Origin of the sequence: Sphingomonas sp. 22176 (assembly GCF_052045505.1) — a bacterium.
Classification (GTDB): Bacteria; Pseudomonadota; Alphaproteobacteria; order Sphingomonadales; family Sphingomonadaceae; genus Sphingomonas.
In genome coordinates, this window is the sequence record NZ_JBQEPL010000001.1 from 81160 (window position 1) to 106259 (window position 25100).

The 25100-nt window shown below is 67.2% G+C and carries 30 protein-coding genes; 10 read left to right on the forward strand and 20 right to left on the reverse strand.

Features of this window, described 5'->3' with window-relative positions; genetic code table 11:
• Positions 1-16 precede the first annotated feature (16 nt).
• Positions 17-1270, forward strand: a complete 1254-nt coding sequence (locus ACTJKY_RS00390) for a NupC/NupG family nucleoside CNT transporter (protein ID WP_440843420.1) — start codon at positions 17-19, stop codon at positions 1268-1270.
• 135 nt (positions 1271-1405) lie between these two features.
• Here the strand turns inward: ACTJKY_RS00390 and ACTJKY_RS00395 are convergent, their stop codons facing one another.
• Both ACTJKY_RS00395 and ACTJKY_RS00400 read right to left on the reverse strand, forming a co-directional pair.
• Positions 1406-1567, reverse strand: a complete 162-nt coding sequence (locus tag ACTJKY_RS00395; protein ID WP_294253142.1) for a hypothetical protein — start codon at positions 1565-1567, stop codon at positions 1406-1408.
• A gap of 11 nt (positions 1568-1578) precedes the next feature.
• A complete protein-coding gene (locus ACTJKY_RS00400; RefSeq protein ID WP_440843422.1) occupies positions 1579-2214 on the reverse strand; it encodes a cupin domain-containing protein in 636 nt (211 codons plus the stop codon).
• Positions 2215-2260: 46 nt separating this feature from the next.
• Between ACTJKY_RS00400 and tgt the strand changes: the two genes are divergently transcribed.
• The 3 genes from tgt (at position 2261) to ACTJKY_RS00415 (ending at position 5260) form a co-directional block, all read left to right on the forward strand.
• Positions 2261-3391: a tRNA guanosine(34) transglycosylase Tgt gene (gene tgt, locus ACTJKY_RS00405; RefSeq protein WP_440843424.1), complete on the forward strand. Its 1131-nt coding sequence runs from the start codon at positions 2261-2263 to the stop codon at positions 3389-3391.
• 195 nt (positions 3392-3586) lie between these two features.
• Positions 3587-3943 (forward strand): hypothetical protein, encoded by a 357-nt coding sequence (locus ACTJKY_RS00410; RefSeq protein ID WP_440843426.1) that lies wholly within the window; start codon positions 3587-3589, stop codon positions 3941-3943.
• Between the two features lie 102 nt (positions 3944-4045).
• On the forward strand, positions 4046-5260 hold the full coding sequence (locus ACTJKY_RS00415; protein ID WP_440843428.1) for a hypothetical protein: 1215 nt from the start codon (positions 4046-4048) through the stop codon (positions 5258-5260).
• Here the strand turns inward: ACTJKY_RS00415 and ACTJKY_RS00420 are convergent.
• The 8 genes from ACTJKY_RS00420 to ACTJKY_RS00455 form a co-directional block, all read right to left on the reverse strand.
• Positions 5245-5616 (reverse strand): Mth938-like domain-containing protein, encoded by a 372-nt coding sequence (locus ACTJKY_RS00420; RefSeq protein WP_440843430.1) that lies wholly within the window; start codon positions 5614-5616, stop codon positions 5245-5247. The two genes, ACTJKY_RS00415 and ACTJKY_RS00420, sit on opposite strands and share 16 nt — an antisense overlap.
• A 1-nt stretch (position 5617) precedes the next feature.
• Positions 5618-6589, reverse strand: coding sequence for a protein translocase subunit SecF (gene secF, locus ACTJKY_RS00425; protein ID WP_440843431.1), 972 nt, complete (start codon positions 6587-6589; stop codon positions 5618-5620).
• A gap of 12 nt (positions 6590-6601) precedes the next feature.
• Positions 6602-8188, reverse strand: coding sequence for a protein translocase subunit SecD (secD, locus tag ACTJKY_RS00430; protein ID WP_440843433.1), 1587 nt, complete (start codon positions 8186-8188; stop codon positions 6602-6604).
• Positions 8188-8526, reverse strand: coding sequence for a preprotein translocase subunit YajC (gene yajC, locus ACTJKY_RS00435; protein ID WP_440843435.1), 339 nt, complete (start codon positions 8524-8526; stop codon positions 8188-8190). Before yajC ends, secD begins: the two co-directional genes overlap by 1 nt.
• A gap of 185 nt (positions 8527-8711) precedes the next feature.
• Positions 8712-10010: a hemolysin family protein gene (locus ACTJKY_RS00440; RefSeq protein ID WP_440843437.1), complete on the reverse strand. Its 1299-nt coding sequence runs from the start codon at positions 10008-10010 to the stop codon at positions 8712-8714.
• Positions 10011-10079: 69 nt separating this feature from the next.
• Positions 10080-10508 carry a nucleoside deaminase gene (locus ACTJKY_RS00445; protein ID WP_440843439.1) on the reverse strand — a complete coding sequence of 143 codons (429 nt, stop codon included), beginning with the start codon at positions 10506-10508 and terminating at the stop codon, positions 10080-10082.
• A 64-nt stretch (positions 10509-10572) separates the two neighbouring features.
• Positions 10573-10755 carry a YqaE/Pmp3 family membrane protein gene (locus ACTJKY_RS00450; RefSeq protein ID WP_440843441.1) on the reverse strand — a complete coding sequence of 61 codons (183 nt, stop codon included), beginning with the start codon at positions 10753-10755 and terminating at the stop codon, positions 10573-10575.
• Positions 10752-11003 carry a hypothetical protein gene (locus ACTJKY_RS00455; protein WP_440843443.1) on the reverse strand — a complete coding sequence of 84 codons (252 nt, stop codon included), beginning with the start codon at positions 11001-11003 and terminating at the stop codon, positions 10752-10754. The genes ACTJKY_RS00450 and ACTJKY_RS00455 overlap by 4 nt, the downstream gene beginning before the upstream one ends.
• A gap of 147 nt (positions 11004-11150) precedes the next feature.
• On the opposite strand from ACTJKY_RS00455, the gene rpmB reads away from it, so the two are divergent.
• Positions 11151-11450, forward strand: coding sequence for a 50S ribosomal protein L28 (gene rpmB, locus ACTJKY_RS00460; protein ID WP_440843445.1), 300 nt, complete (start codon positions 11151-11153; stop codon positions 11448-11450).
• Positions 11451-11532: 82 nt separating this feature from the next.
• On the opposite strand, the gene ACTJKY_RS00465 is transcribed toward rpmB, so the two are convergent.
• From ACTJKY_RS00465 to ACTJKY_RS00480, 4 genes are all read right to left on the reverse strand, one after another.
• Positions 11533-12528 carry an esterase-like activity of phytase family protein gene (locus ACTJKY_RS00465; RefSeq protein ID WP_440843447.1) on the reverse strand — a complete coding sequence of 332 codons (996 nt, stop codon included), beginning with the start codon at positions 12526-12528 and terminating at the stop codon, positions 11533-11535.
• A gap of 196 nt (positions 12529-12724) precedes the next feature.
• Positions 12725-13447 (reverse strand): acetoacetyl-CoA reductase, encoded by a 723-nt coding sequence (phbB, locus tag ACTJKY_RS00470; protein WP_440843449.1) that lies wholly within the window; start codon positions 13445-13447, stop codon positions 12725-12727.
• A gap of 34 nt (positions 13448-13481) precedes the next feature.
• Positions 13482-14489, reverse strand: coding sequence for a ferrochelatase (gene hemH, locus ACTJKY_RS00475; protein WP_440843451.1), 1008 nt, complete (start codon positions 14487-14489; stop codon positions 13482-13484).
• Positions 14486-16729 (reverse strand): molybdopterin cofactor-binding domain-containing protein, encoded by a 2244-nt coding sequence (locus ACTJKY_RS00480; protein ID WP_440843453.1) that lies wholly within the window; start codon positions 16727-16729, stop codon positions 14486-14488. Before ACTJKY_RS00480 ends, hemH begins: the two co-directional genes overlap by 4 nt.
• A gap of 130 nt (positions 16730-16859) precedes the next feature.
• Between ACTJKY_RS00480 and lgt the strand changes: the two genes are divergently transcribed.
• Genes lgt through pgeF form a run of 4 tightly spaced genes read left to right on the forward strand, consistent with a single transcriptional unit; the run spans position 16860 to position 20107 of the window.
• The gene (gene lgt / locus ACTJKY_RS00485) at positions 16860-17738 is read left to right on the forward strand and encodes a prolipoprotein diacylglyceryl transferase (RefSeq protein WP_440843455.1); all 879 of its coding nucleotides are present in this window, start codon (positions 16860-16862) and stop codon (positions 17736-17738) included.
• Between the two features lie 10 nt (positions 17739-17748).
• The gene (locus ACTJKY_RS00490) at positions 17749-18843 is read left to right on the forward strand and encodes a class I SAM-dependent methyltransferase (RefSeq protein ID WP_440843457.1); all 1095 of its coding nucleotides are present in this window, start codon (positions 17749-17751) and stop codon (positions 18841-18843) included.
• Positions 18840-19343, forward strand: a complete 504-nt coding sequence (locus ACTJKY_RS00495; protein WP_440843459.1) for an N-acetyltransferase family protein — start codon at positions 18840-18842, stop codon at positions 19341-19343. The genes ACTJKY_RS00490 and ACTJKY_RS00495 overlap by 4 nt, the downstream gene beginning before the upstream one ends.
• Positions 19340-20107, forward strand: coding sequence for a peptidoglycan editing factor PgeF (gene pgeF, locus ACTJKY_RS00500; RefSeq protein WP_440843461.1), 768 nt, complete (start codon positions 19340-19342; stop codon positions 20105-20107). Before ACTJKY_RS00495 ends, pgeF begins: the two co-directional genes overlap by 4 nt.
• A gap of 3 nt (positions 20108-20110) precedes the next feature.
• Here the strand turns inward: pgeF and ACTJKY_RS00505 are convergent, their stop codons facing one another.
• The 6 genes from ACTJKY_RS00505 to ACTJKY_RS00530 form a co-directional block, all read right to left on the reverse strand.
• Positions 20111-20689 carry an outer membrane beta-barrel protein gene (locus ACTJKY_RS00505; protein ID WP_440843463.1) on the reverse strand — a complete coding sequence of 193 codons (579 nt, stop codon included), beginning with the start codon at positions 20687-20689 and terminating at the stop codon, positions 20111-20113.
• An 88-nt stretch (positions 20690-20777) separates the two neighbouring features.
• Positions 20778-21689 (reverse strand): hemolysin family protein, encoded by a 912-nt coding sequence (locus ACTJKY_RS00510; RefSeq protein ID WP_440843465.1) that lies wholly within the window; start codon positions 21687-21689, stop codon positions 20778-20780.
• A gap of 8 nt (positions 21690-21697) precedes the next feature.
• A complete protein-coding gene (gene ybeY / locus ACTJKY_RS00515) occupies positions 21698-22207 on the reverse strand; it encodes an rRNA maturation RNase YbeY (protein ID WP_440843467.1) in 510 nt (169 codons plus the stop codon).
• Entirely contained in the window at positions 22207-22599 is a 393-nt protein-coding gene (locus tag ACTJKY_RS00520) for a type II toxin-antitoxin system VapC family toxin (protein WP_440843469.1), read from the reverse strand. The genes ybeY and ACTJKY_RS00520 overlap by 1 nt, the downstream gene beginning before the upstream one ends.
• Positions 22596-22844 carry a type II toxin-antitoxin system VapB family antitoxin gene (locus tag ACTJKY_RS00525; RefSeq protein WP_440843471.1) on the reverse strand — a complete coding sequence of 83 codons (249 nt, stop codon included), beginning with the start codon at positions 22842-22844 and terminating at the stop codon, positions 22596-22598. The genes ACTJKY_RS00520 and ACTJKY_RS00525 overlap by 4 nt, the downstream gene beginning before the upstream one ends.
• 51 nt (positions 22845-22895) lie before the next feature.
• Entirely contained in the window at positions 22896-23903 is a 1008-nt protein-coding gene (locus ACTJKY_RS00530) for a PhoH family protein (protein ID WP_440843473.1), read from the reverse strand.
• 531 nt (positions 23904-24434) lie between these two features.
• On the opposite strand from ACTJKY_RS00530, the gene ACTJKY_RS00535 reads away from it, so the two are divergent.
• Positions 24435-25040: a PEPxxWA-CTERM sorting domain-containing protein gene (locus tag ACTJKY_RS00535; protein ID WP_440843475.1), complete on the forward strand. Its 606-nt coding sequence runs from the start codon at positions 24435-24437 to the stop codon at positions 25038-25040.
• Positions 25041-25100 lie beyond the last annotated feature (60 nt).

Consider the following 25100-nt stretch of genomic DNA (forward strand, 5'->3'; position numbering starts at 1 on the left):
GACTTACGACTTCAGAATGACTCATTTCCCGATTGGCATTTTCGGGGTGCTGGCGATTTTGGGCATCGCCTTCCTGCTTTCGAGCAATCGCCGGGCGATCCGCCTGCGCGTGGTCGTGCCCGCATTCCTGCTCCAGGCCGGCATGGCGATCATCGTCTTGCGCACCGGCTGGGGCCAGGTGGCGTTGCACGGCATGGCCAACGGCGTCTCGGCACTGCTCGGCTATGCCAGCGCAGGCACCCAGCTGTTGTTCGGCAACCTCGCCAAGCCTGAGCTGGGCGGACAGAGCCTCGCCATCGCCGCGCTGCCGGTGATCATCTTCTTCGCAGCGCTCGTTTCGATCCTCTACCATGTCGGCATCATGCAGCTGGTGGTGCGCTGGATCGGCGGCGCGATCGAGAAGGTGACCGGCGTCAGCAAGGTCGAATCGCTCTGCGCGGCGGCGAACATCTTCGTCGGCCAGAGCGAAGCGCCATTGGTCATCCGCCCCTATCTCGCCCGCCTCACGCCGTCGCAGGTGTTCGCGGTGATGAGCGTCGGCATGTCGGGCGTCGCGGGCACGATCCTCGCCGCCTATGCCAGCCTGCTCGGGCCCGCCTCGCTCCCCTATCTGCTCGCCGCCTCGTTCATGGCGGCGCCGGGCGGGCTGATGATGGCCAAGATCATCATGCCGGACGAGCCGGCGGTGATCGACGCGCCGATGTCCGGCGAGGACGAGGTGATTCGCGTCGCCGAGGAGGATTTCCAGGAGGAACGCGCCGCCAACATCATCATGGCGGCCGCCAATGGCGCGTCGACCGGCGTCAAGATCGCGGTGGCGGTGGGTGCGATGGTGCTCGCCTTCGTGGCGCTGGTGGCGCTGGCCAACGGTCTGCTCGGCATGGTCGGCGGCTGGTTCGGCTATCCGCACCTCAGCTTCCAGGCGATCATCGGGGCGATCTTCGCGCCGGTGATGTACCTGCTCGGCATCTCGTGGCACGAGTCGCTGACCGCTGGCGGGCTGTTCGGCACTAAGGTGGTGCTCAACGAATTCGTCGGCTTCATCGAACTCGGCAAGGCGGCCGACCTTGCGCCACGCTCCAAGGCGATCATCACCTTTGCCTTGTGCGGCTTCGCCAATTTCAGCTCGATCGCGATCCAGATGGCGACCACCGGCAGCCTGGCGCCCAACCAGCGCCCGGTGATCGCCCGGCTGGGGATCAAGGCGCTGATCGCGGGGAGCCTGGCGAACCTGATGTCGGCGGCGCTGGCGGGGCTGCTGCTGCCGTAAGCTCCTCATCCCCTCCCGCTTGCGGGAGGGGTTAGGGGAGGGTGCGACGTGGAGGTTCTATCTTCACCGGGTTCGCCCGCTATCCGCACGCACCCTCCCCCTGCCCCTCCCGCAAGCGGGAGGGGAGAATAAGCGTCACCCCCCGCCGATTCCCTCCACCACTTTGCCCGTCCCGCCGCAGTTCGGGCATTCGCCGCCATCGATCCGGCCCGAACCGCCGCAGCGGCGGCAGATGTCTTCGCCGGTGCCGGGCGTACCGGGGGCGGCGTCGTCACCGGGGTTGAGGGGTTCGGCCATGGGTCCTGCTCCTATCCGTCTAGGTGTACGGCCAGCCAAACGCTCGGCCGGTCGCGCGCGGTCCATGTCACCCAATGTTTCTGGCCCGCCTGGATCAGCAGGTGATCGCCCGGCCCCAGCCGGACCTCAGCCGAATCCTCGATCCGGATGCCGGCCGCGCCTTCGAGCAGCACCACCCATTCGTCCCAGTCCTGCGCCATCGGCGCATGCTCGGGCGTCGCCTGCCCGCGCGAGACGATCCGCTCGATCCGCACGCCTGGGCGCTTGAGCAGATCGGTGAACACCTCGTCGTCCCTCGCCTCGGGCAGGTCGCGCAGCAGGTTCGCAACCTCGGGCTTGAAACGCGGCTTGGGCGGGGGCGCGGGCTTTGGTTTCGGCGCCGGTTTCGGCTTGGTCGCGCGCTTCGGCCCCGGCGTGGTCTCGACTGACGTACTCCAGTCGCTGCGCATCCCGCCGCGCAGGAATCCACGGATCGCCGCGGCATCCGCCGTCAGCCCGTCCGCCCCGAAACCGAACACCTCCGCCCCGCCCGCATCCTTGAGCCCATAGAGCCCGAAGTCCCCGCCCGCCTTTCGCCGCCGCGACTTGACCAGCTTCAGCCCGCGATGCGTTGCCATCGCCCGCAGTTCGTCGTCCTGTTCCGCCACACGGCCCTCCCTTGGATTCCGGCCCCAAACGCGCCAATAGCTACGCATGCCCCGTTTCCAGTTCACCATCCACGCCACCGACGGCAAGGCGCGTCGCGGCACCATCGCCATGCAACGCGGCGAGATCCGCACCCCCGCCTTCATGCCGGTCGGCACCGCCGCCACCGTCAAGGCGGTGAAGCCGCAGGACGTGCGCGCCAGCGGCGCCGACATCCTGCTCGGCAACACCTATCACCTGATGCTGCGCCCCACCGCCGAGCGCGTCGCGCGGCTGGGCGGGCTGCACAAGTTCATGGGCTGGGATCGGCCGATCCTCACCGATTCGGGCGGCTATCAGGTGATGAGCCTGTCCGAGCTGACCAAGCGCAGCGAGGAGGGCGTCGCCTTCGCCTCGCACCTCGACGGCTCGCGCCACATGATGAGCCCCGAACGCTCGATGGAGATCCAGCGGCTGCTCGGCTCGGACATCGTCATGGCATTCGATGAGCTGGTGCCGACCACCTCGACCCGTGACGTCCAGGCCAAGGCCATGGAGCGATCAATGCGCTGGGCCAAGCGCAGCCGCGCCGGCTTCGATTCGGGCGAGCAACATGCCGCCCGCGCCGCCCTGTTCGGCATCCAGCAGGGCGCGCTCGACGAGGGCCTGCGCAAGGCCAGCGCCGACGCACTGAAGGACATCGGCTTCGACGGATATGCCGTCGGCGGTCTGGCGGTGGGCGAAGGCCAGGACGCGATGTTCAGCGTGCTCGACTATGCCCCCGGCCAGCTCGATGAGACCAAGCCGCGCTACCTGATGGGCGTGGGCAAGCCCGACGATATCGTCGGGGCGGTCGAGCGCGGCATCGACATGTTCGATTGCGTGCTGCCGACCCGCTCGGGCCGCACCGGCCAGGCGTTCACGCGCACCGGTCCGATCAACATCCGCAACGCCAAGTTCGCCGAGGATCAGGGCCCGCTCGACCCGGCCTGCCCCTGCCCGGTCTGCGGCACCTGGAGCCGCGCCTATATCCACCACCTCGTCCGCGCCGGCGAGATCCTGGGCGCGATGCTGATGACCGAGCATAATCTCTGGTTCTATCAAACCCTGATGGCCGATCTGCGCGCGGCGATCGAGGAACAGCGACTCACTGCGTTCGCCAATGATTTCCGGGCGAAGTATCAGGCGAAGCCGGGCTGAGCCGCGGCCGGCGCCGGTCCCAGCCGTGGCGCGCAACCCCTTCGGAACGATACGGAATTGAGTCCCGCGCCGTGCATCCATAGGCTTATGTCGCCAAGCCCGTCCTCGCGGGTTCGCGACGCTGCCGGATCGGAACCCATGGAAGCTGCCTTCTCCATCGACGTCGACGCTTCCAGGAGCCTCGTCCGAATCGTGATGTCCGGCTTCTTTGCGATCGAGGACATCGTCCGCTTCGTGGCGGCGCGGGACCAGGCGCATCACCTGCTGAAGTCCGCGCCCAATGCGCATGTCACGCTGGTCGACATCCGCGGCATGAAGATTCAGTCGCAGGACAGCGTCGAGTCGTTCAGGCACGTGCTGAACAACCCCAAATTCGCCTCGCGCCGACTCGCCATCGTCGTCGCGCAGTCGCTGGCGCGGCTGCAGATCAAGCGGGCGGCGGGCGAACGCGACGCGCGCTATTTCGACAGCGTCGAAGGCGCCGAAGCCTGGCTGCTGGCGCCCGATGCGGCGCCTGCCGAAGCAGCGCTCGAATCGGTAGGCCACGCCTGAGACTCACGTGCTGACCGGCCGCGGCAAATTGCGCCGAACGCATGTCTTCCGGGGCCGTGTGAGCCTATAAGCAAGGCAGGTACCCTCGCCGACGGAGTTCCCGTGCCGCCTCTCCCGCAACCCGAGCAGCGCCAGCGGATCCTCTTCTACCTGCCGATGGTAACCAACTGGTGGTTCGTCCACATCATTGAGCCGATGCTCCGCCGCCTGACGACGGCACATGAGGTGCACGTCCTCGCCCCCGCCTTGTGGTGCGGCACCGGCATCGGGCCGGAGGAACTCGCCCGCTGTGCCGATCTGCCGGAGCTGCGCTGGTACATCATGGACGGCCCCGACCATCCCAGCACCCGCACCGTGCCCGAGGATGCCGAGGGGCTGATCGGCTTCGTCCGCGATCTGGCGCCTGACGTGGTGCTGTGCCGCACCGCCGATCACGAGACGGTACGCCATTTCCCCGGCACCGTCCGGCTGCTGATGGAGGGGCGGTACGAGCCCTTCGCGCCCCCACCCCGCTGGATCCTGATCACCGAGCGCCCGCACGATCACGGCCTGCTCGCGGAGATGACACCAGCCGAGGCCGATCGGCTGCGCGCGCTGCTGGCCCCCGCCTGGGATCGGCTACAGCGCAGCCTGGCGCCTGAAGCCGAGGAGCGCTCGGCGCTGTTCGCGCGGTTGTGCATTCCGCAGGACCGGCCGCTGCTGCTGCTGCCGCTGGAATGCGAGACCGAGGATAATTTCTTCGCGATGCACCGGCTGGACATCAAGCCCAACGCCGCGCTGGTACGCGCGCTCTCCGCCCGGTTGGGGGATCGGTGCACGCTGGCGATCACCAACCATCCGCTCAACGACGCGCATGTCGATGCGGCGCCGCTGATCGAGGCGGTTGGCGATTGCGACAATGTCGTGCTGCTGCCGCCGCGGATCGGCATGTTGCCCGCCACGCTAGCCATGGCGCGCCATGCGGACGGGATGCTGGTGGGCGATTCGAAGACCTTCGCGCTGGCGGCCTTTTTCGGCGTGCCGATCCACCGTCATTCGCGGTTCGAGAGCAGCGCCTGGCTGAACGCCTATACCGCGCTGGACCCCTTCGTGGCCGACGTCACCGCCGGCGCTGCTCGACGCCCGGATGCCGAAGCAGCGCGCCTGTGGTTCGCACACTATCTGCTGAACGACGCCTTCGACCCGCTCGATTCGATGGACGATCCGCTGAGCCGGCTCACCCGGCCGTTCGATCCGGCGCGCTGGGGGCCTTCATTGGCGCGGCTGGAACGCACCCTGCCGGCCCTGTTCGCCGAACCCGCTCAGGCGAGCGGGTAGAGCGCGCCCGCGACCCAACGCAGTTCGGCGCGGAGCACGCCCCAAGCGCGCGCCGCCGCCCGGCTGTCCATCGCCTCGATGCCGATGCCGCGCTTCTCCAGCGCCTTCACCAGACTGAGCGGCGGGCGCACCAGCGTCGCGCCGGTGCCGAGCAGCAGGAACTCCGGCTGAGGATCCAGCGCGAAAGCCGCTTCGAGGTCCGCCTCGGTCAGTTCGGCCACGGCCGGCGGCGACCAGCCGTCGGCCCGCTGCGGGGTGATGATCAGTCCGTGATAGACATTCTCGTCGACGCGGAAGCCGCCGCCGGAAAAGCCGGAGACCAGCGGCCCTTCGGCGCTGCGCCGCTCGATCTTCACCTTACGAGCGCTCGCGCGGCGCCACGCGCTCGGCATTGTTCGCGATCGAATCGGCCTTCTCCGGCTTCACGCCGGGCTTGAGGCCGAGCGTGATCAGCAGCGAGGACGAGACGTAGATCGACGAATAGGTGCCAACCACGATGCCGAGCATCATCGCCGCGGTGAAGCCGCGCAGCACGTGCCCGCCGAACACCAGCAGCGACGCCAGCGCGAGCAGGATGGTGAGCGAGGTCATCACGGTACGCGGCAGCGTCTCGTTGACCGACAGGTCGATCAGCTCGCTCATCCCCATCTTGCGGTACTTGCGCATGTTCTCGCGGATGCGGTCGTCGATCACCATCTTGTCGTTGATCGAATAGCCGATGATCGTCAGCACCGCGGCGACGATGTTCAGGTCGAACACCATGCCGGTCACCGCGAAGAAGCCGAGCGTCATCAGCACGTCGTGCAGGATGGCGACGGCGGTCGAGACGCCGAACTGCCATTCGTAGCGCAGCCAGGAGAAGATCGCGATGCCGATGATCGCCAGTGCCACGGCGAGCACGCCATTGCGAATCAGCTCGCCGGACACCTTGCTCGAGACGGTGGCGTAGGTAGAGAAGGTCGCGCCTGGGAACTTGGCCGCGACCGCGCCCTTCACCCGCTCGACCATCGCGTTGGTCGCGCCCGCATCGTTCGACTTCGGTACCGGCAGGCGGATGGTGACGACGTTCTTGCCGCCCATGCCCTGGAGGACCGCCTCGCCATAGCCGAGCTGGTTCACCGTCGAGCGCAGTTCGTCGAGCGGCGGGGCCGAGGTGAACTTTTCCTCGATCGACACGCCGCCGGCAAAGTCGACGCCGAAATTAAGGCCATGCACCGCGACCAGACCGATCGCGGCGACGGTCAGCAGCGCGGTGATCGCGAACGCGATGAACCGGATGCGGACGAAGCCGATATTGGTGTTGTCGGGAACGATCTTGAGGAGCCGCATGTCGGCGCTTCCTTAAATATGGATCTCGCTCGGGCGCTTGCGGCGCAGCCAGAGCGTGACGAGCATGCGCGTGAACACCACGGCGGTGAAGACGGAGCTGGCGATACCGATCAGCAGCACCACCGCGAAGCCGCGGATCGGGCCCGAACCGAGCACCAGCATGATCGCACCGGCGATCGCGTGGGTGACGTTGGCCTCGAAGATGGTGCGGCTAGCTTCCTTGTAGCCGAGCTCGACCGCCTGCATCACGCTGCGACCGCGGCGGCGTTCCTCGCGGATACGCTCGTTAATCAGCACGTTGGCGTCGACCGCGGTACCGATGGTCAGCACGAAGCCGGCAATGCCGGGCAGCGTCAGCGTGGCCTTGAGCATGCCCATCACCGCCAGGATCACCAGCACGTTCAGCGTCACCGCCAAGTTCGCATAGACGCCGAAGCGGCCATAGGTCAGCACCATGAACACGATCACCGCGACGATCGCGATCACTGACGCGGTGATGCCGGCGCGGATCGAATCGGCGCCGAGCTCGGGGCTGACCGTCGATTCCTGCACGACCTTCAGGTTGATCGGCAGCTTGCCCGAACGCAGCGCGACGGCCAGCTGGTTCGCGCTGTCGACGGTGAAGCCGCCCGAAATCGAAGCGCTGCCGCCGAGGATTGGCGTGTTGATGTTCGGCGCCGAGATCACCTTGTTGTCGACGATGATCGCGAAGGGCTTGCCGGTATTTTCCGTGGTCACCCGGGCAAAGCGCTTGGCGCCGGCGCCGTCCAGCTGGAGCGTCACGTCAGGGCGGCCCTGTTCGTCATAGCTCTGCTTGGCGTCGACCAGCATGTCGCCGGTGATCATGGCGGTGCGGTTGACCACGATCGGCGCGCCATTTTCGTACTGGAGCAGCTGCGAGGTGACGGGGATGTCGTTCGCGGCGATCTGCTGCGGCGTCACGCTCAGGTCGACCAGCTTGAACTCGAGCTTGGCGGTCTTGCCGAGTAGCGCCTTGAGTTGGCTGGGATCCTGCAGACCGGGGACCTGCACGACGATGCGGTTGCTGCCTTCGCGGATGACGGTCGGCTCGCGGGTGCCGAGCGCGTTGATGCGCTTGTCGACCACTTCGCGCGCGTCGTTCATAGCTGTTTCGATCTGCTGCGACAGCCCCGCCTGGGTCGGCGTCAGCACGAAGCGGGTCGAATCGACGACGGAGATTTCCCAGTCGCGCTGGCCGGTGGTGCCGACGCCGTTGGTCATCGGCAGCAGCTTCTCGCGCGCCGCATCCACCTTGCCGGGATCGCGGACCATGAAGCTGAGTTTGCCGCCAGCGATTGAGATGTCGCCGATTTCCACGCGCGGATCGCGGCGCATCGCCAGGCGGACCTGCTCGCGCATCTGCTCGAGCTTGGTCTGCTGCACGTCGCTCGTATCGCCCTCAAGGAGCAGGTACGAACCGCCCGCGAGATCGAGCCCGAGGTTGACGGCCGGCTTGGGCACCCAGCTCGGCCAAGTGTTGCGGATGCTCTCCGGCACGAGGCTCGGCACCGCGAGCAGGACCATCAGGGCAAGGCCGAGGGTGATCGACCAGACCTTCCAGCGCGGGAAATCCAGCATCAGTCGTTCGCAGGCTTGGCGCCGTGCGGGCGCACTTCGGCGAGCGTCGACTTGATCGCGCGGACCTTCACGTTCGGGCCGAGCTCGATTTCTACCTCGGTCTCGTCGACGCGCGTGACCTTGCCGATGAGGCCGCCGGCGGTAACGACGGTGTCGCTCTTCTTCACCGCCTTCAGCGAATCCTGCAGCGTCCGCATCCGCTTCTGCTGCGGGCGGATCATCAGGAAGTAGAAGACGACGAAGATCAGGACGAGCGGCGCTACCGACGCGATCCCGGCCAGAGTGCTACCCTGACCAGCCGCGCCTGCGGCCTGTGCATATGCTGGAGTGGCGAACATGGGTTCCCGAAAAGCCTGAAGTTAGGGACGCGGAATGGCCCCATTCAAGCCGCGGGCGCTACCATGCACTGGGGTGGGGCGCAACTATAAGGGGCGGGGGCGGGATTTCCGCAACTGGACGATGCTGCTCGTGCGCCAGCCTTAACGCGTACCCTCCCCCCGCCAGGGGAAGGATCGGGTTCTTCTTACCCCTCGCGGCTGACCAGCAGCTTGTCGATCTTGCGGCCGTCGAGGTCGACGATCTCGAAGCGCCAGCCCTTCTGCTCGAACACCTCGCCTTCGACCGGCAGGTGCTTGAACACCGCGAGCGCCAGCCCCGCGACGGTCGCATAGTCGCGGTCCTCGGGCAGATCGATGCCGAGCCGCTCGGCCAGCTGGTCCGCCGGCGTAGCACCGGCGACGAGCAGCGAGCCGTCCTCGCGCTCGACGATATTGGGATTGTCGCCGGGCTCCGCGTCCGAGGCGAATTCGCCCGCGATCGCCGCGAGCAGATTGGCCGGCGTGACGATGCCTTCGAAATGGCCGTATTCGTCGTGCACCAGACCCATCGGCACCTCGGCATGGCGCAGCGCGGTCAGCGCGTCCATCGCGTCGACCTGGTCGGGCAGCACGGGGGCCTTGCGCATCAGCTTGCGCAGGTCGAGCGGTTCGCCGCGGAACAGCGCGGCGGCGATGTCGCGCGCCTGGACCACGCCGATCACCGCGTCGATCGAGCCTTCCGCCACCGGCAGGCGGGTGTGCGGGGTGGCGAGCAGCTCCTCGCGGATGCCGGCGCCGTCCAGATCGACGTCGAGCCAGTCGACCTGGGTGCGCGGCGTCATCACTTCGCGGACCGGGCGGTCGGCGAGACGCACCACGCCCGAGATGATCGAGCGCTCATGCTCCTCGATCACCCCCGACTTGCTCGCCTCGGCGACGATCAGGTGGAGTTCCTCGGCAGTGACCCGATTCTCCGATTCGCGCTTGAGGCCGAGCACGCGGAACACCAGCCCGCTCGACGAATCGAGCAACCACACGATCGGCGCGGTACCCCAGGAGAGCCAGCGCATCGGCAGCGCCATCGCGGCGGCGATCGGCTCCGGCGAGCGCAGCGCGAACTGCTTCGGCACCAACTCGCCGATCACCAGAGAGCCATAGGTCGTCAAGCCGATGACCAACGTGATGCCCAGCGTGTGGGCAAGGCCGGCGGCAATGCCGAACGCCTCGATCCGCTGCGCCACCGGCTCACCCAAGCTGGCACCCGAATAGGCGCCCGAGACGATGCCGATCAGCGTGATGCCGATCTGGACGGTGGAGAGGAACTTGCCGGGATCCTCGGCGAGCTCGATCGCGGTCTTGGCGCCGCGGTTGCCGAGCCGGGCGAGCGCCTCCAGCCGCGCCGGGCGGGCGGATACGATCGCCAACTCCGACATGGAGAAAATGCCGTTGATTGCGATCAGCACGAAGATGATCGCTACGTCGATCCAGGGAAAAGGTGCGCTCATGGTGCACCGCCCTCATATCCGCAGCGGCGGCCTGTTCACAACCTTTTGCGGTGCAGAAGCGGAATCGACTCAGCGGCGGGCGCTAAAGAAGGCGCGCAGCAACGCGCCGGCCTCGCCTTCCCCGATGCCAGCATAGACCTCCGGGCGATGGTGGCAGGTCGGCTGACCGAACAGGCGCGGGCCATGTTCGACCGCGCCGCCCTTGGGATCGCTGGCACCGTAATAGAGCCGGGCGATTCGGGCATGGGCGATGGCGCCCGCGCACATTGCGCAGGGCTCCAGCGTCACCCACAGGTCGCAATCCTCCAGCCGATCGCGGCCGAGCAGCGCCGCCGCCGTGCGAATCGCCAGTATCTCGGCATGGGCGGTGGGGTCGTGGAGCGCGCGCGGGGCATTGGCGGCGGTGGCGATCACCGCGCCGTGCCGCACGATCACGGCACCGACCGGCACCTCGCCCTGCCCGGCCGCAGCCTGGGCGGCGGCAAGCGCGGCACGCATCGGAGGGGGCAAGGGAAACATCGCGCCCCGCTTAGCCGCCCCGTGCCGCCCGGTCACGCCCTGCTCAGGCGGCAGCAGGTTCCGGACGGCGGAACAGCCGCCACAGCGCATAGCCCGCGCCCGGCAGGAAGCCGAGCAGGGTCAGCCCGCAGGCGATCTGGAAGGGGCGACCGGCGCCCTCCTCCAGATAGATGCCGAACGGCGGCAGCAAGGCCGCCGCCGCGATTCGCCCCGCGCTCGGCGTCACTGTGCCGGCGTCGCCGTCGGCTCGGGCGCCTTCTGCACGTCGAGGGTGGGCAGCTTCACTTGCTTGTCCTTCATTTCGACGGTGGGCACGCGCACCGTGCTGTTCGATTCGCCGACCGAGACCTTACCGGTCTCCGCCGCGACTGTCGGCAGCTTGCCGCCGCGCACATCGACATTCAGGAAACCCAGCGCGATCAGCACGACGGCGACCAGCACGAGAATTCCCAACAACCCCAGGATTGCGCGCATCCCAATCTCCTCTTATTGTTTCACCTGCCCAACGCCCTGGTGGCGAGCAGGTTGCGCGCATTCGGCCGTGAATCGGTTGACTACGACGCACATCGACGCTAACAGCGCGGCCTTTCCGGCTTACCGCCCAACTCAGGATTTGAAGCGATGTCGCGCATTTGCGAGCTGACCGGCAAGGGCCGGCAGGTGGGACACAATGTTTCCCACGCCAACAACAAGACCAAGCGCACCTTTCTGCCCAACCTGCAGAATGTGACGCTGCTCTCGGATTCGCTCGGCAAGAGCATCCGTCTCCGCGTCTCGACGCACGGCCTGCGTTCGGTCGAGCATGTCGGCGGCCTGGACAACTGGCTGCTGAAGAGCAGCGACGAGGATCTGTCGCTGCGCGCACGTCGCCTGAAGCGCGAAGTGCGCAAGGCGACCGCCGGCACCGCCGAAGCGGCCTGATCTTCCTTCAGATCAACGGTTTGGCCCGCTACTGCACGGCAGTGGCGGGTTTTGCCGTGTCCGAGGTTCGGGATCAGCGCGCCTAGAGGTCCAGCCGGAACTTGAGCAGCAGCGTCTGCTCCCACCATTGCTCGTTGTCGTCCGAGATCATCCACAGCACGAGCGATTCGCCCTCGCGCTGTACCGCCAGCCCCTCGAAATTGTCGTGCTGGAAGGGCGGGGAGAAGTCCGCAAGCTCGGTGCCGTGCAGCACCTGACCGGGCTTCACGCCGCGGATGTCGACCAGTTCGATCTTCACCGTGAACAGCGTGCGCACCGCGAATCGACGCACCAGCACCAGCAGCCGCCCATCGGGCAACAGCGCCGCGTCGCTCGGATCATAACCGTCAGGCGGGACATAGGCCAAATGGATCGGCTGCGGATCGCCGATCGTGGGATCACCGGGGAACACTAAAATCTCGCGCTGGTCGACCTTGCCGCCGCGCGGGCGGGCGGTCTCGCCGATCACCAGGAACCGGCCATCGGCGAGTCGCACCATCGATTCGGGACCACCATTTTGCGGCCAGTGCTTCATCGCCCGCGGATAGGCCTCGCCGCGTGTGGCGTGAAAATCACGGTCGAATCGGAAGATCGCGTTGTGGGATTCAAAGCCGACCCAGAACGTGCCCGTATTAGGATCGTGCGCGAGCGACTCCGAGTCGCGGTCGCCCTTATAGGCACTGCTCCCGGGCCCGCCGGGAAGATCCGCGAATCGGATATCGAACGGCCGCCAGTCCGCACCCATGCGAAACCGGACGAGATTGCCGCGATCGCTCAGCAGGGTGAATTGATCGTCCACCACGCTCAGCGCCGAATAGCCGGAAAAGCCGAGGTCCGGGCTGGTGAGCCGCACCCCGCCTAGATAGCGAAGCCTGCCGATGGTCTGCCGCGCCTGGTCACCGGGGACGAGCGGCACGCGCGCTGCATGCATCACCGGGTCACTGCCCAGCGGCGTCCGCAATTCCTTGCCCGAGGCGGTGAGAAAAAGGACCGACAGCACCAGCGGCGGATAAGCGAGAAAACGGAGCCGGAAGCGCATCCGTCCCTCTTAGCGGCTGTCGCGCCGCCCGCCAGTGCTGCAACTGCGAAGATGAACGGCAAATAACCAAGTCGTTCAGCGTTCGCTCAAGGGAACCGCTCTATCCAGAACGTGTTGTACGCGTACAGTTGCTCTCGCGTAGCGTATCGAGAGACGTTGGGGGTCGGCACCGCAAGGCGCCGGCCCCCTTGTTCGTTCAGTACATGTGCTGCCCGCCGTTGATCGACAGCGTCGATCCGGTGACGAAGCCGCCCTCCTCCGCGCAGAGGAACGCCACCGCGCGCGCAATCTCGTGCGCCTGACCGAGACGGCCTACGGGAATCTTGGCGACAATCTTTTCCAGCACGTCCGCCGGCACCGCCGCGACCATGTCGGTGTCGATATAGCCAGGCGCGATCGCATTGACGGTCACGCCGAATCGCGCGCCTTCCTGGGCCAGCGCCTTGGTAAAGCCATGGATGCCGGACTTGGCAGCGGCATAGTTCACCTGGCCATATTGGCCGGCCTGGCCGTTGATCGAGCCGATGTTGACGATGCGGCCCCATTTGCGCGTGCGCATGCCCGGGAACACGGCGTGCGCCATGTTGAAGCAGCCGCCCAGGTTGATGCGGATCACGTCTTCCCACATCTCGCGGGTCATCTTCAGGATGGTGCCGTCGCGAGTGATGCCCGCATTGTTGACGACGATGTCGACCGGACCGAGCTCGGCCTCCACCTGCGCGACGCCCGCAGCGCAGGCGTCGAAATCGCCCACATCCCACTTATACGCCTTGATGCCGGTGCGTTCGGTGAAGGCGGCGGCCTTCTCGTCATTGCCGGCATAGTTGGCGGCGACGGTGATGCCGGCCTCCTTGAGCGCAAGGCTGATCGCCTCGCCAATACCGCGGGTACCGCCAGTGACGACCGCTACACGTGCCATGAACATTCCTCTCCACATCAAACCAAAGAATTGGCTAGGCGGGGTTCACCCAGCCGGCAAGTTCGCGCCCGATGATCTGTCGCAGCAACTCCATGCCCGTGGGGCTGTCATTGAGACAAGGTAAATATGCGAAATCAGTACCTCCGGACTGGAGGAAGGATTCGCGACCGCGGATCGACAGTTCCTCCAGCGTTTCCAGACAGTCCGCCGAGAAACCTGGCGCGATGATGGCGACGCGGCGAATGCCCTTGGCGGGCAATGCTTCCAGCGTCGTGTCGGTTGCCGGCTCCAGCCACTTGGCCCGGCCGAAGCGGGACTGGAAGGTGACGATCAGCTCGCGCCCCAACGCCTCGCCGAGCAGCCGCCCGGTCTTGCGGCAGTGGCAATGATAGGGATCGCCCAGCTCCAGCGTCCGCTGCGGCATGCCGTGGAAGCTGGCGATCACCGCATCGGGGGTGAAGTCGAGCCCGGCAAGCCCTTCCTCCACGCTGGTCTTGAGCGCCGCGATATAGGCTGGGTCGTCATAATAAGGCGGCAGCGTGCGCAGCGCCGGCTGCCAGCGCATCGCCATCAGCGCGGCGAAGGCGACGTCATTGGCGGTCGCCGTCGTCGCCGCACAATATTGCGGGTAGAGCGGGGCCACCAGGATGCGCTCGCAGCCCTGCGCCTTGAGCGCCGCGATCTGCTCGCCCACCGAAGGCTTGCCATAGCGCATCGCGTGCAGAACGGTGACGCCCGGTCCGAACGCGCCTTCCAGCCCGCGGGCCTGCGCCTTGGTGATCGCGGCGAGCGGCGAACCGTCCTCGCGCCACACCTGGCTATAGGCATGCGCCGATTTCTTGGGCCGGGTGCGCAGGATGATGCCGCGCAGGATCGGCTGCCAGAGCAACGGCGGGATCTCCACCACGCGGCGATCCGAGAGGAACTCGCCCAGATAACGCTTCACCGCGCCGGGATCCGGCGCGTCGGGCGTGCCGAGATTGACCAGCAGCACGCCCACACGGGCAGGCGGGATCTTCGGATGGTCGGCAGGCAGGGTCATTCGGCATCCGATAGCAGGGGCAGGCGACGGAATCGCGTGCCGGTGGCGGTTTGTAACGCGTTAGCGATGGCGGGCGCGGTCGGTGGCACGGCGAGCTCACTCACCCCGCCAGGGTCCGATCCGCTCGACACGATCTCGACCGTGATGTCCGGCGTGTTGGCCAGCGTGGGCAGGGCGAGATCGGCGAAGGTCTGCACCTCGGCGATATTCTCGCTGAACGTGGTCGGCGCCCCCAGCGCGGCTGCCAGGCCGAACAACAGCCCGCCCTCGATCTGCTGGCGAACAAGGTCGGGGTTCACCACCCGCCCGCAATCGACCGCCGCGACCAGCCGCTCGACGACGATTTCGCGCTGCGGGGTCAGATGCGCTTCGGCCATCACGGCGATGTAGGAGCCGCGAAAGGCATGCGCGGCGATGCCCTGGCCGCTGCCGGGCTCGCCGCCCTGCCAGCCGCCGAGCTGCGCCGCAGTCTGCAGGCAGCGGGCGAGCCGCGGCTGGTTGCCGAGCATCGCCATGCGGAACGACAGCGGATCGCGATTGGCGACATGCGCCAGCTCGTCGACGAAGCTCTCGGCGAAGAAACAGGTGTAGCTGTGGGAACCCGAGCGCCAATAGCCGGTCGGCACGCCGATCTCGGCCGGGTGGTGGTCGACCGCGAGGTTCGGGATGGCATAAGCGGGCACCGCGCCCTCCACGGCAGAGGGATCGTGCCTGCCAGGCAGCGCCAGCCCCGCCGCCGCGACGGTGTCGCCGGCAAGCAGCCGGGCGGCAAGCTCGCGGCCCGTCGACGGCGCGGCGATCTTGGCCAGCCAGGCGGAGACGGTGCCGCCCTGCCCCAGCTTGGCGGTTAGCCGCGCCGCGGCGGCCGGGCGGAAGCGATCGCGGCGCAGATCTTCGTCACGCGGCCAGGTCAGCTGCACCGGGCGCTTTACAGACTGCGCAATCAGCGCCGCCTGCACCGCCGCATCCACCTCCAGCTTCTCGCCGAACGATCCGCCGCCGAGCATTGCATGCAGCGTCACCCGCGCCGGATCGATACCCAGCGCCTTGGCCGCCGCCGCCCGCGCGAGGCCCGGCGCCTGGGTCGGCAGCCACAGCGACAAGCGGCCATGCGCATAGTCCGCAGTACAGGTCATCGGTTCCAGCGGGGCATGCGGGGCGAGCCCGACGCGATACTCCGCCGTCACCACCCGCGCGCCGCGAAACTCGGCGGCGAGGTCGCCCTTTGCCTCGATCCGCGCGCCCTCGCCGTCCAGCGCGGCATCGAGCGCGGCGTCGATGCTGTCTTCGTTGACCACCGTCGCCGGGTTGCGGAAGCGCGGCCGCAACGCTTGGAGCGCGCGCTCGGCCGCCCACCAATTGCTCGCCACCGTCGCCACCCATTGCTTGGTGGTGACGATCGAAAGCATGCCGCGCACGCGGTTCGCGGCCTCGCGATCGACATGGACCAGTTCGGTCTCGCCCACCGGCCCCTGGCGGATCGCGGCGAACACCATATTCGGCAGCCGGATATCGGCGGCGAAGTTGGCGCTGCCGTCGAGCTTGGCGGGCGCATCCAGCCGCGGCAGCGACTGGCCGAGCAGCCGCCCGGCCTCGCCGCCGCGGAAGGGAGGCTGGGTCGGCGCCTTTTCCTGGGCCGCCGCCTCGGCGAGCTCGCCGAAGCCCAGCCGCTGGTTGCCGTGGATCACCATGCTGCCGGCGGTGCCGCAGGCCTGCCAGTCGACACCCCATCGCCGCGCCGCCGCCTTGCACAGCAGCACCCGCGCCGCCGCACCCGCCTGGCGCAAATCCTCCTCGAAGGCGCGGACCGAGGTGGAGGCGGCGGTGAGCATCAGGTCGGCGCGCGCGGCATGGCTGCGCTGCATCTTCTCCGGCAGGCCGCCCAGCGCGGCGGCAAAAAGCGTCTGCGCCGCCAGCGGATTGGCGTAGAGCGGATTGAGCGGCGCGGGCTCGACGCCGACCAGCTTCCAGTCCGCGCCCAGCTCGTCGGCGAGGATCTGCGGAAGCGCGGTATAGACCCCCTGCCCCATCTCCGCCTGCGGCACCGCGACGCGGATTTGCCCGTCCTTGCCGATCTTCAGCCAGGCGCCGAACAGGCTTTCGCCCGGCCCCTCGCTGAGGTTCGGCGCATAACTGCGCGGCCACAGTCCCCAGGCAACCACCAGACCCAGTCCCGCGCCGCCGCCGATCAACAGCCTGCGCCGATCGAGCCTGATACGGGGTGGAGGTTTGCCAGCCATCCCCCGGCTCTATCGCGCGCCGAGGCCCCACGCCAGCATGGGCTTTCGATCAGCCTGATCGCTCCCCCTTGGGTTTGCGGCGTTTTGGCTCTATCGCGGGGCAAAGTCGCTTCTCACGCCGGGGATTACCGTGCTGCCAACCCTGCTCGCCGCTGCCGGCGGACATCTGCATTTCACCGATCTTCACCTAGATCCGGTGGCGATCAATCTGGGTTTCTTCCAGATCAAATGGTATTCGCTGGCCTATATCACCGGCATCCTGCTCGGCTGGGTGTATCTGATGAAGCTACTGGCCCAGCCCGGTGCGCCGATGGCCCGCCGGCATGCCGATGATCTGGTGTTCTACGCCACACTGGGCATCATCCTGGGCGGCCGCATCGGCTATGTGCTGTTCTACGCGCCGGAAATGCTCGGTAACCCACTGCAGATCCTGATGCTGTGGGAAGGCGGCATGAGCTTCCATGGCGGGGTAATCGGCACCTCGCTCGCGATTATCTACCTCTCCTGGCAGAACAAGCTCAACTGGTTGCGCGTGCACGATTATGTGGTGTGCTGCGCGCCCTTCGGCCTGTTCTTCGGCCGTCTCGCCAACTTCGTGAACGGCGAGCTGTGGGGCAAACCCGGCGACGTGCCCTGGGCGATCGTATTCCGCGGCACCGTGCCGGCGGGTATTCCCGAGCCGGCGCGCCATCCCAGCCAGCTCTACGAAGCGGGGCTGGAAGGCCTGCTGCTGTTCGCGGTGCTGTGGTTCTTCTTCTGGCGCACCGATGCGCGCTACCAGCCGGGCAAGCTCGCCGGGATCTTCCTGCTGGGCTACGGCATGTGTCGTTTCTTCGTGGAGTTCTTCCGCGAGCCCGATCGCCAGCTGGTCTGGCTGGTCGATCTCACCGGCCTGCACATGGGCCAGTGGCTGTGCCTGCCGATGATCGCGGGCGGCCTGTTCCTGATCGCCACCGCGCCGGGCCGCCGCAAGCGGATCGAGGCGATCACCGGGCCGAGCGTCGCGTGACCTGACCGCCATGACCAACCCTCTCGACGCCCAGCCCGACGACCGCCGCGACAACGCCGCCGAACCCGCGCTCCCCGAGCGGCTGGCGCGGGCGATCACGCTTGCCGGGCCGATCCCACTCTCGCAGTTCATGGGGGCGGCCAACGCGCATTATTACGCGACCCGCGATCCGCTGGGTGCGCGCGGCGACTTCACCACGGCGCCCGAGATCAGCCAGATGTTCGGCGAACTGATCGGGCTGTGGCTGGCCGATCTGTGGGACCGCGCCGGTCGGCCCGAAGCCACACGCTATGTCGAGTTCGGCCCCGGCCGCGGCACGCTGGCGAGCGATGCGCTGCGGGCGATGGGCAAGGCCGGGTTCGCACCGCCGGTCGACTTTCTCGAAACGAGCCCGGTGCTCCGCGCCGCGCAGAAGGAACGCGTGCCGCACGCCGAATGGCACCTCGATCTGGTCGGGCTGCCGGAGGATGCGCCGCTCATGGTTGTCGCCAACGAGTTCTTCGACGCGCTGCCGATCCGCCAGCTCGTCCACACCGCGCAAGGGTGGCGCGAGCGGCTGGTCGCCTGCCAAGATACGCTGTTCCTGCCGGTGACCGGCGATCGCGGCTTCGATCCAGTGATCCCGCAGGCGCTGCGCGATGCCGCACCGGGATCGATCTTGGAAACTTCGCCCGCTAGCGTCTCGCTGCTCCGGGCGCTCGCCCAGCGGCTGCTCGCGCAGGGCGGCGCGGCGCTGATCCTCGACTATGGTTATGACGGCCCGGCGATCGGCGACACGCTGCAGGCAGTGCGCGGCCATGCCTTTGCCAATCCGTTCGACGCGCCGGGCGAGGCGGACCTCACCGCGCATGTCGATTTCGGCACGCTCAAGGAAGCCGCCGAGGCCGAGGGGCTGACCGTCCACGGCCCGGTGACGCAGGGCGATTTCCTCAAGGCGCTCGGCATCGACGAACGCGCCCGGGCACTTGCCCGCGTGGCGCCCGAACGCGGCGATGCGATTGCCGCCGATCGCAATCGGCTCGTGGGAGACGACCAGATGGGCTCGCTATTCAAGGTGATCGCGCTCACCGCACCGGGCTGGCCGGTACCGGCGGGGTTCGCATGAAGTATCGCGACGCCACCCCCGCCGATGCCGCCGCGATCGACGCGGTGTTCCGGGATAGCTTCCACGCGACCTTCGCGCATCTCTATGCGCCGGAGGACCTCGCGACCTTCCTCGCCCAGTTCACGGTCGAGGGCTGGGCGGAGGAGATCGCCGATTCCGCCTTCGCTTTCCGCGTGATCGAGGATGCGGAGTGCGTCGCCGGCTATTGCAAGCTCGGGCCGATCAGCCTGCCCGCCACGCCCGAGGGCCCCGCGCTCGAACTCCGCCAACTCTATCTGCTCGATCGCGCCAAGGGGAGCGGCGCGGCGCAGGCGCTGATGGACTGGGCACTTGGCACCGCCCGTTCGCGTGGGGCCACGGAGCTCTGGCTCTCCGTCTATATCGACAACCACCGCGCCAAGCGCTTCTACCAGCGCTACGGCTTCGAGGATCGCGGGCCCTATGCCTTCATGGTGGGCAACCATGCCGACGAGGATCGGCTGATGCGGCTCGCGCTGTGAGCGAGGTCGAAATCACCCGCGCCCGCGCGCTGGACGGTATGCCGCACGGCTTTCTCGGCCGGATCGGCGGCGTCTCGACGGGCGTGGTGGCCGGGTTGAATGTGGGCACGGGCTCGCAAGACGATCCCGCGGCGATTGCCGAGAACCGCTCTCGCGCGGTCGAGGCGGTACTGCCGGGTGCGCGGCTGGTCACCGTCTACCAGGTCCATTCGGCCGATGCGGTGACGGTGATCGCCCCGTTCGACGAGGCGCTGCGCCCCAAGGCCGACGCGCTGGTCACCAACCAGCCCGGGCTGGTGCTCGGTATCCTCACCGCCGACTGCGCGCCGGTGCTTTTCGCCGATCGGGAGGCCGGCGTTGTCGCCGCCGCGCATGCCGGGTGGAAGGGCGCGATCGGCGGGGTCACCGATTCGACGATCGCCGCGATGGAAGCGCTCGGCGCCCGCCGTGAGCGGATCGCCGCCGCGATCGGGCCCTGCATCGCCCGCGCCAGCTACGAAGTCGATGCCGGCTTCTTCCAGCGCTTCTGCGAGCAAGACCCGGCCAACGAACGCTTCTTCGCCGATGGCCGCCCCGAGCATTTCCAGTTCGACCTCGAGGCCTATGTCGTCCACCGGCTGGCGCTGGCGGGCCTGCGCACGATCGAGGCATTGGGCCTGGACACCTATGCGAACGAGGCCCGCTTCTTCAGCTTCCGCCGCGCGACGCATCGCAGCGAACCCGATTACGGCCGGCAAATCAGCCTGATCGGGCTTCCGGGCTAGGCATCAAAAGCGGATTGGCACCCCCAGCATCAACTGGTGGCTGCTATTGTCGACATGGGTATAGTCGACGCGCAACCCGGCGTGGTCCGTCACGCGCCATTCCGCGCCCGCACCCACGACGAAGCTGCTGCTCCAGCCATGCGCGTCCTGCACCCCGGCATTGCCGGTCAGGCGGTAGCGATTGCCGCCATAGCCGCCCTTGCCATAGAGCAGCAGCGTGGGTGTCGCGACGAAGCCCAGCCGTCCGGTAACCCGATAGCCGACGCGCGGCGACTGGCCGTACCGATAGTCGTCGCGGATCACCGCCTCGGGCGAGCCGCCGCCGACGGTGCCCTCCACTTCGCCGCCGATCCGCCAGCGCGGGGCCATCGCGAGGTCGTAGCCGGCAAAGCCACCCCCGCCAAAGCCGGTGTCGCGATAGTAGCGGCTGGAATAGGGCCGATCGTTCACCGTAACGTCGAGGTAGAAATGGTGCTCGATCACCCCGGCTTCGATGCCGGCATAGGTCCCGGCAAACGGTGCTTGCTGCGCATGGGCAGTCGCCGCGCCGAACAGCGCGACGGCAGTTGCTATCAATCGCAAGATGACGCCCTCCCCCCTCAGAGAACTTTAAGCTAATGCGATCAATATAAACATTCCCTGAACGAAACAAAGTTCGTTCGCAGGAGGACTAGACCGCGTCTTCCACCCGCACTTCGGGCGGATGCAGCCGCAGGCGGTTCACCTTGCGCTCGTCGGCATCGATGACTTCGAGCTTCCAGCCGCTTTCATGCTCCAGGCACTCGCCGACTTCGGGCACGTGCCCCGCGAGTACGAAGGCAAGGCCGCCGATCGTGTCGACATCCTCCTCCACTTCGCCCAGCCGCGGGTCGACCGTCTCGGCGACGTCCTCCAGCTCGGCACGCGCATCGGCTTCCCAGCCGCCGCCGTCGATCGGAACGATCAGCGCGGCGGGGGCCTCGTCATGCTCGTCCTCGATCTCGCCGACGATCTCCTCGATCAGGTCTTCGATGGTGATCAGGCCTTCGGTGCCCGAATATTCGTCGAGCACCACGGCGAGGTGCGTGCGCTTCACCCGCATCTGCGCGAGCAGATCGAGCGCGCCCATCGATTGCGGCACGTAGAGCGGCTGGCGGATCAGCCCGGCGATGTTCGGCGGATGCGCCTCGCCCTTGGCGAGGATCTCGAACACGTCCTTGATGTGGACCATGCCGATGATCGTATCGAGCTCCTCGCGATAGACCGGCAGGCGGCTATGGCCTGCCTCCGCGAAAAGCTGGACGAGATCGGCGAAGCTGGTCTGCTCCTCCACCGCGATGATGTCCGCGCGGGGCACGCCCACGTCGCCGGCATCGCGCTCGCCGAAATGCAGCAGGTTCTTGAGCATCTGCCGCTCGATCGGGGCAAGGTCGCCGGCGGGCGCAGTGCTGCCGTCGCTTCCATGCTCGTCGATGGCTTCTTCCAGCCGCTCGCGCAGCGTTTCTTCCTGTTCCTCGCCGAACAGGAGTGCGCGCAGACTGCGCCAGATGCCCCCATTTTCGTGTCGGTGTTCGGGCGAGCCGGTACTAGGGCCCTCGTTCATGTTGGTGGTCAGTCCTCGCGTACGGGATAGGGATCGTGCAGGTTCAGCGCCGCCATGGCGGCCTGTTCCATCGCCTCCATGGCTTCCGCCTCGCCATCCTCGATATGGTCATAGCCTAGCAGATGCAGCATGCCATGGACAATCAGATGCGTGGCATGGTCTTCCACGGAAACGCCGCGCTCTTCCGCTTCCACCGAACAGACGCCGTGCGCAAGCACGATGTCGCCCAGCAATACTTCGCCATCATCGCTGTTCTGGGTGACGGCATCGAGCAGATCGGGCTGGATCATCGGGAAGGACAGTACGTTGGTCGACTTGTCCTTGTGCCGATACTGGCGGTTGAGGGTATGGACTTCGTCGTCGCTGGTGAAGCGCACCGCAACCTCGATCGCGGTAGGCCAGCCCTTCCATTCGGCATAGGGCGTCTGCGCGATCGCTGCCTCGGCTGCGCGCAGGGCAAGCGCTTCCCACTCGCCTTCCGGCCAGGGCGATTCGAGGAGGGCGGCAACGTCAAGCATCAGGCGAGGTCCGTCTGGACAAAATCATTTCCCTTGTAGAGCAAGCGGGCATTGTTCGCGGTCGCACAGGCATAAGCGAAGCAATCCCCCATGTTGAGCGCGGCCGGATGCACACCCTTGCCGTAGACCGCATAACTCCGCAGGGCCAGATCGGCTTCCTGCTCGCCGATCGCAACCATGCGAATGCGCAACGCCTCGGCAAAGGCGAAGGCACGCTGCGTCGCCTCCGGCAGCGTGAGGCGATACGACTTGTGCAGCCCGACGATCGTCTCCCACCGCGCGACCGGCGACCAGATCGCGTCCTCGTCAAGGAGGCGGGCCAGCATCGTCTCACGCTCGGGTTCACCGCCCATAATTGCGATGGCGGCCGATGCATCGACGAACAGCGTCACAGATCGCCCGAGAGCGAATCGAAGAACGCCTTGTCGGCTGAAGCGTCTCGCGCTTCTGGCACCGGGAAGCGTGCGTCGAACCGTGCCAGCCAACTACGCGCCCGTGTCAGCTTGTCGTCACCGCTCCGCTGTTCCAGCGCCTCAACCGCGCGGCGAACCGCTTCGGTCTTAGAAAGGCCCAGGCGGGTCGCCAGGCGGCTAACCCGCTCGTTCGTCTCGCTATCCTTGATATAGAGCGAAGCCACGCCGTGTCTCCAAAGGGGATATCCGATATGTAGGACGGGATATCCCAGCCTTCAACCTTCGCCCTCATAGGCCGCAACGATGCGGCCGACGATCGGATGGCGCACCACGTCGCCCACGCCGAAGCGCACCATCGAGATGCCCTCGACACCCTCCAGCCGGTTGACCGCGTCGTTGAGCCCCGAGGCGTTGGGGCCGCCGGGCAAGTCGGTCTGGTTAGGATCGCCGCAGATCACCATCCGGCTGTTCTGGCCGAAGCGCGTCAGGAACATCTTCATCTGCATCGGCGTGGTGTTCTGCGCTTCGTCGAGGATGACGAAGGCATCGGCCAGCGTGCGGCCGCGCATGAAGGCGATCGGCGCGATCTCGATCTCGCCCGAGGCGATGCGCCGCTCCACCTGCTCGGCAGGCAGGCAGTCATAGAGCGCGTCGTAGATCGGGCGGAGATAGGGATCGACCTTCTCCTTCATGTCGCCCGGCAGGAAGCCCAGCCGCTCGCCCGCCTCGACGGCCGGGCGCGACAGGATCAGACGCTGGACGCTGCCGGTGATCAGCTGCGCCACCGCCTGCGCCACCGCCAGATAGGTCTTGCCGGTACCCGCCGGGCCGAGCGCGAAGATCAGGTCGTTCGAGGCAAGCTCGCGCATGTAATGCGTCTGCGTCACCGAACGCGGCACGATCGTCTTCTTGCGCGTGCGGATCATGATCGAAGGCTTGGGGCCGCTATTGCCGCTCGGCTCGGCACGGACGATGCCGGTGAACATCGGCTCGGTCGACATCGCGATCACCGCATCGATCAGCCCGCCATCCACTTCCTCGCCGCGGATCACCCGGCTGTGGAGTTCCTGCAGCACTTCGCGGGCATGCGCCACGGCTTCGGTGCCGCCTTCGATCACCACCCGCTGGCCGCGCGCGTGGATGTACACGCCCAGCCGCTCCTCGAGCATCAGCAGGTTGGAATCGAACTCTCCGAAGAGCTGCGGCAGGAGCTGGGGCTTGTCGAAGGTAACCTCTACCCGGGAACGTTCGCCGGACTGGGCTGGGACAGGCTTGCGGCTCATGCGGTCCTTTCGGTGTTGGCGCGGGGCGCGGGGATCACGCGGCCCCGGAGGGGCAAACCTTGGCATCGTGCGGAGGTTCCTTGGCGCATGTCGACAAACAAGATGGCAGACGGAGACGCGGCTGCACAGGGGGAGCGTGCGTTGGCTCTGCAATGCCGCGGGGATGTGACGTGGTTGCGACACCCCACGACCTCCCGCAGAGTCGCCCCTGTGCCCCGCACGTGCCGAAACGGGAACGATGCGGGCCGGCCTTGGGGTTGGAACTGCGGCAGGCAATCGCTATCTGCGTCGCCACACATCAGTAACAACCAAGGTCTTCCATGAAGTATCTGCTTCGGGGCGCGTTCGCATGCGCGCTGCTATTGTACGCCGGTTCCTCGCTCGCCTAGAGCCCGCGTATCGCGATCAAACTGGAACAGCGTTGATACGCAGACCCATGCAGGTGAGACGCTTTCCCCCAACGCCGCCGTCGAACCCCTTGGCGGCAGCTTGTACAAGCTTCTCCATGTCTAGTTACATGGGGGAAAGAAAATGAAGTTCGCCATGGCAGCATGTGCTGCCGCCCTGCTCGCCACCAGCGGCGTTGCCCAGGCCGCGCCGATCATCGACACAGGGGCTGGCTCCATGAGCATCGGCAGCGCGATGACGCTTGCCGACGGGCGCAATCTTGCCGGGTACATCGTCCTGAAGAACGACGTCACGATCACCGGCATCCGCGGCTGGCTGGGCGGCAACGAGGGCGGACTCGTCGTTGCCGGCATCTATAGCGACATCGATTTCACGCCGGCAGATCAGCTCTATGCGACGCGGTTCTCGACTCAGGATCCGGTCGCCTGGCAGGGCACGGACTCGCTGAACTGGACGCTCAAAGCCGGTTCCTACTGGGTGGTGTTCAAGGGTGCACTGGGCCCGGACACCTATATGCCCGGCGGCGCCCCCAACCCGCTGGTCGCCTATAAGCGCGGCACCGACGGCGATTGGCAGTCGCTGCGCGAGCAGGCGCTCGGCGTGCAGATCGACGGCGTGACCGGCGGCGCAGTGCCCGAGCCGGCGAGCTGGGCGATGCTGATCAGCGGCTTCGGCCTCGCCGGCGGCGCGATCCGCGCCCGCCGCAAGCGCCCAGCGGCACTGGCCTGAAAAGGCGAGCGGGGCGGGAGCGGCGATGCCGTGCCCGCCCCGCTTACAGGCGCACCATCG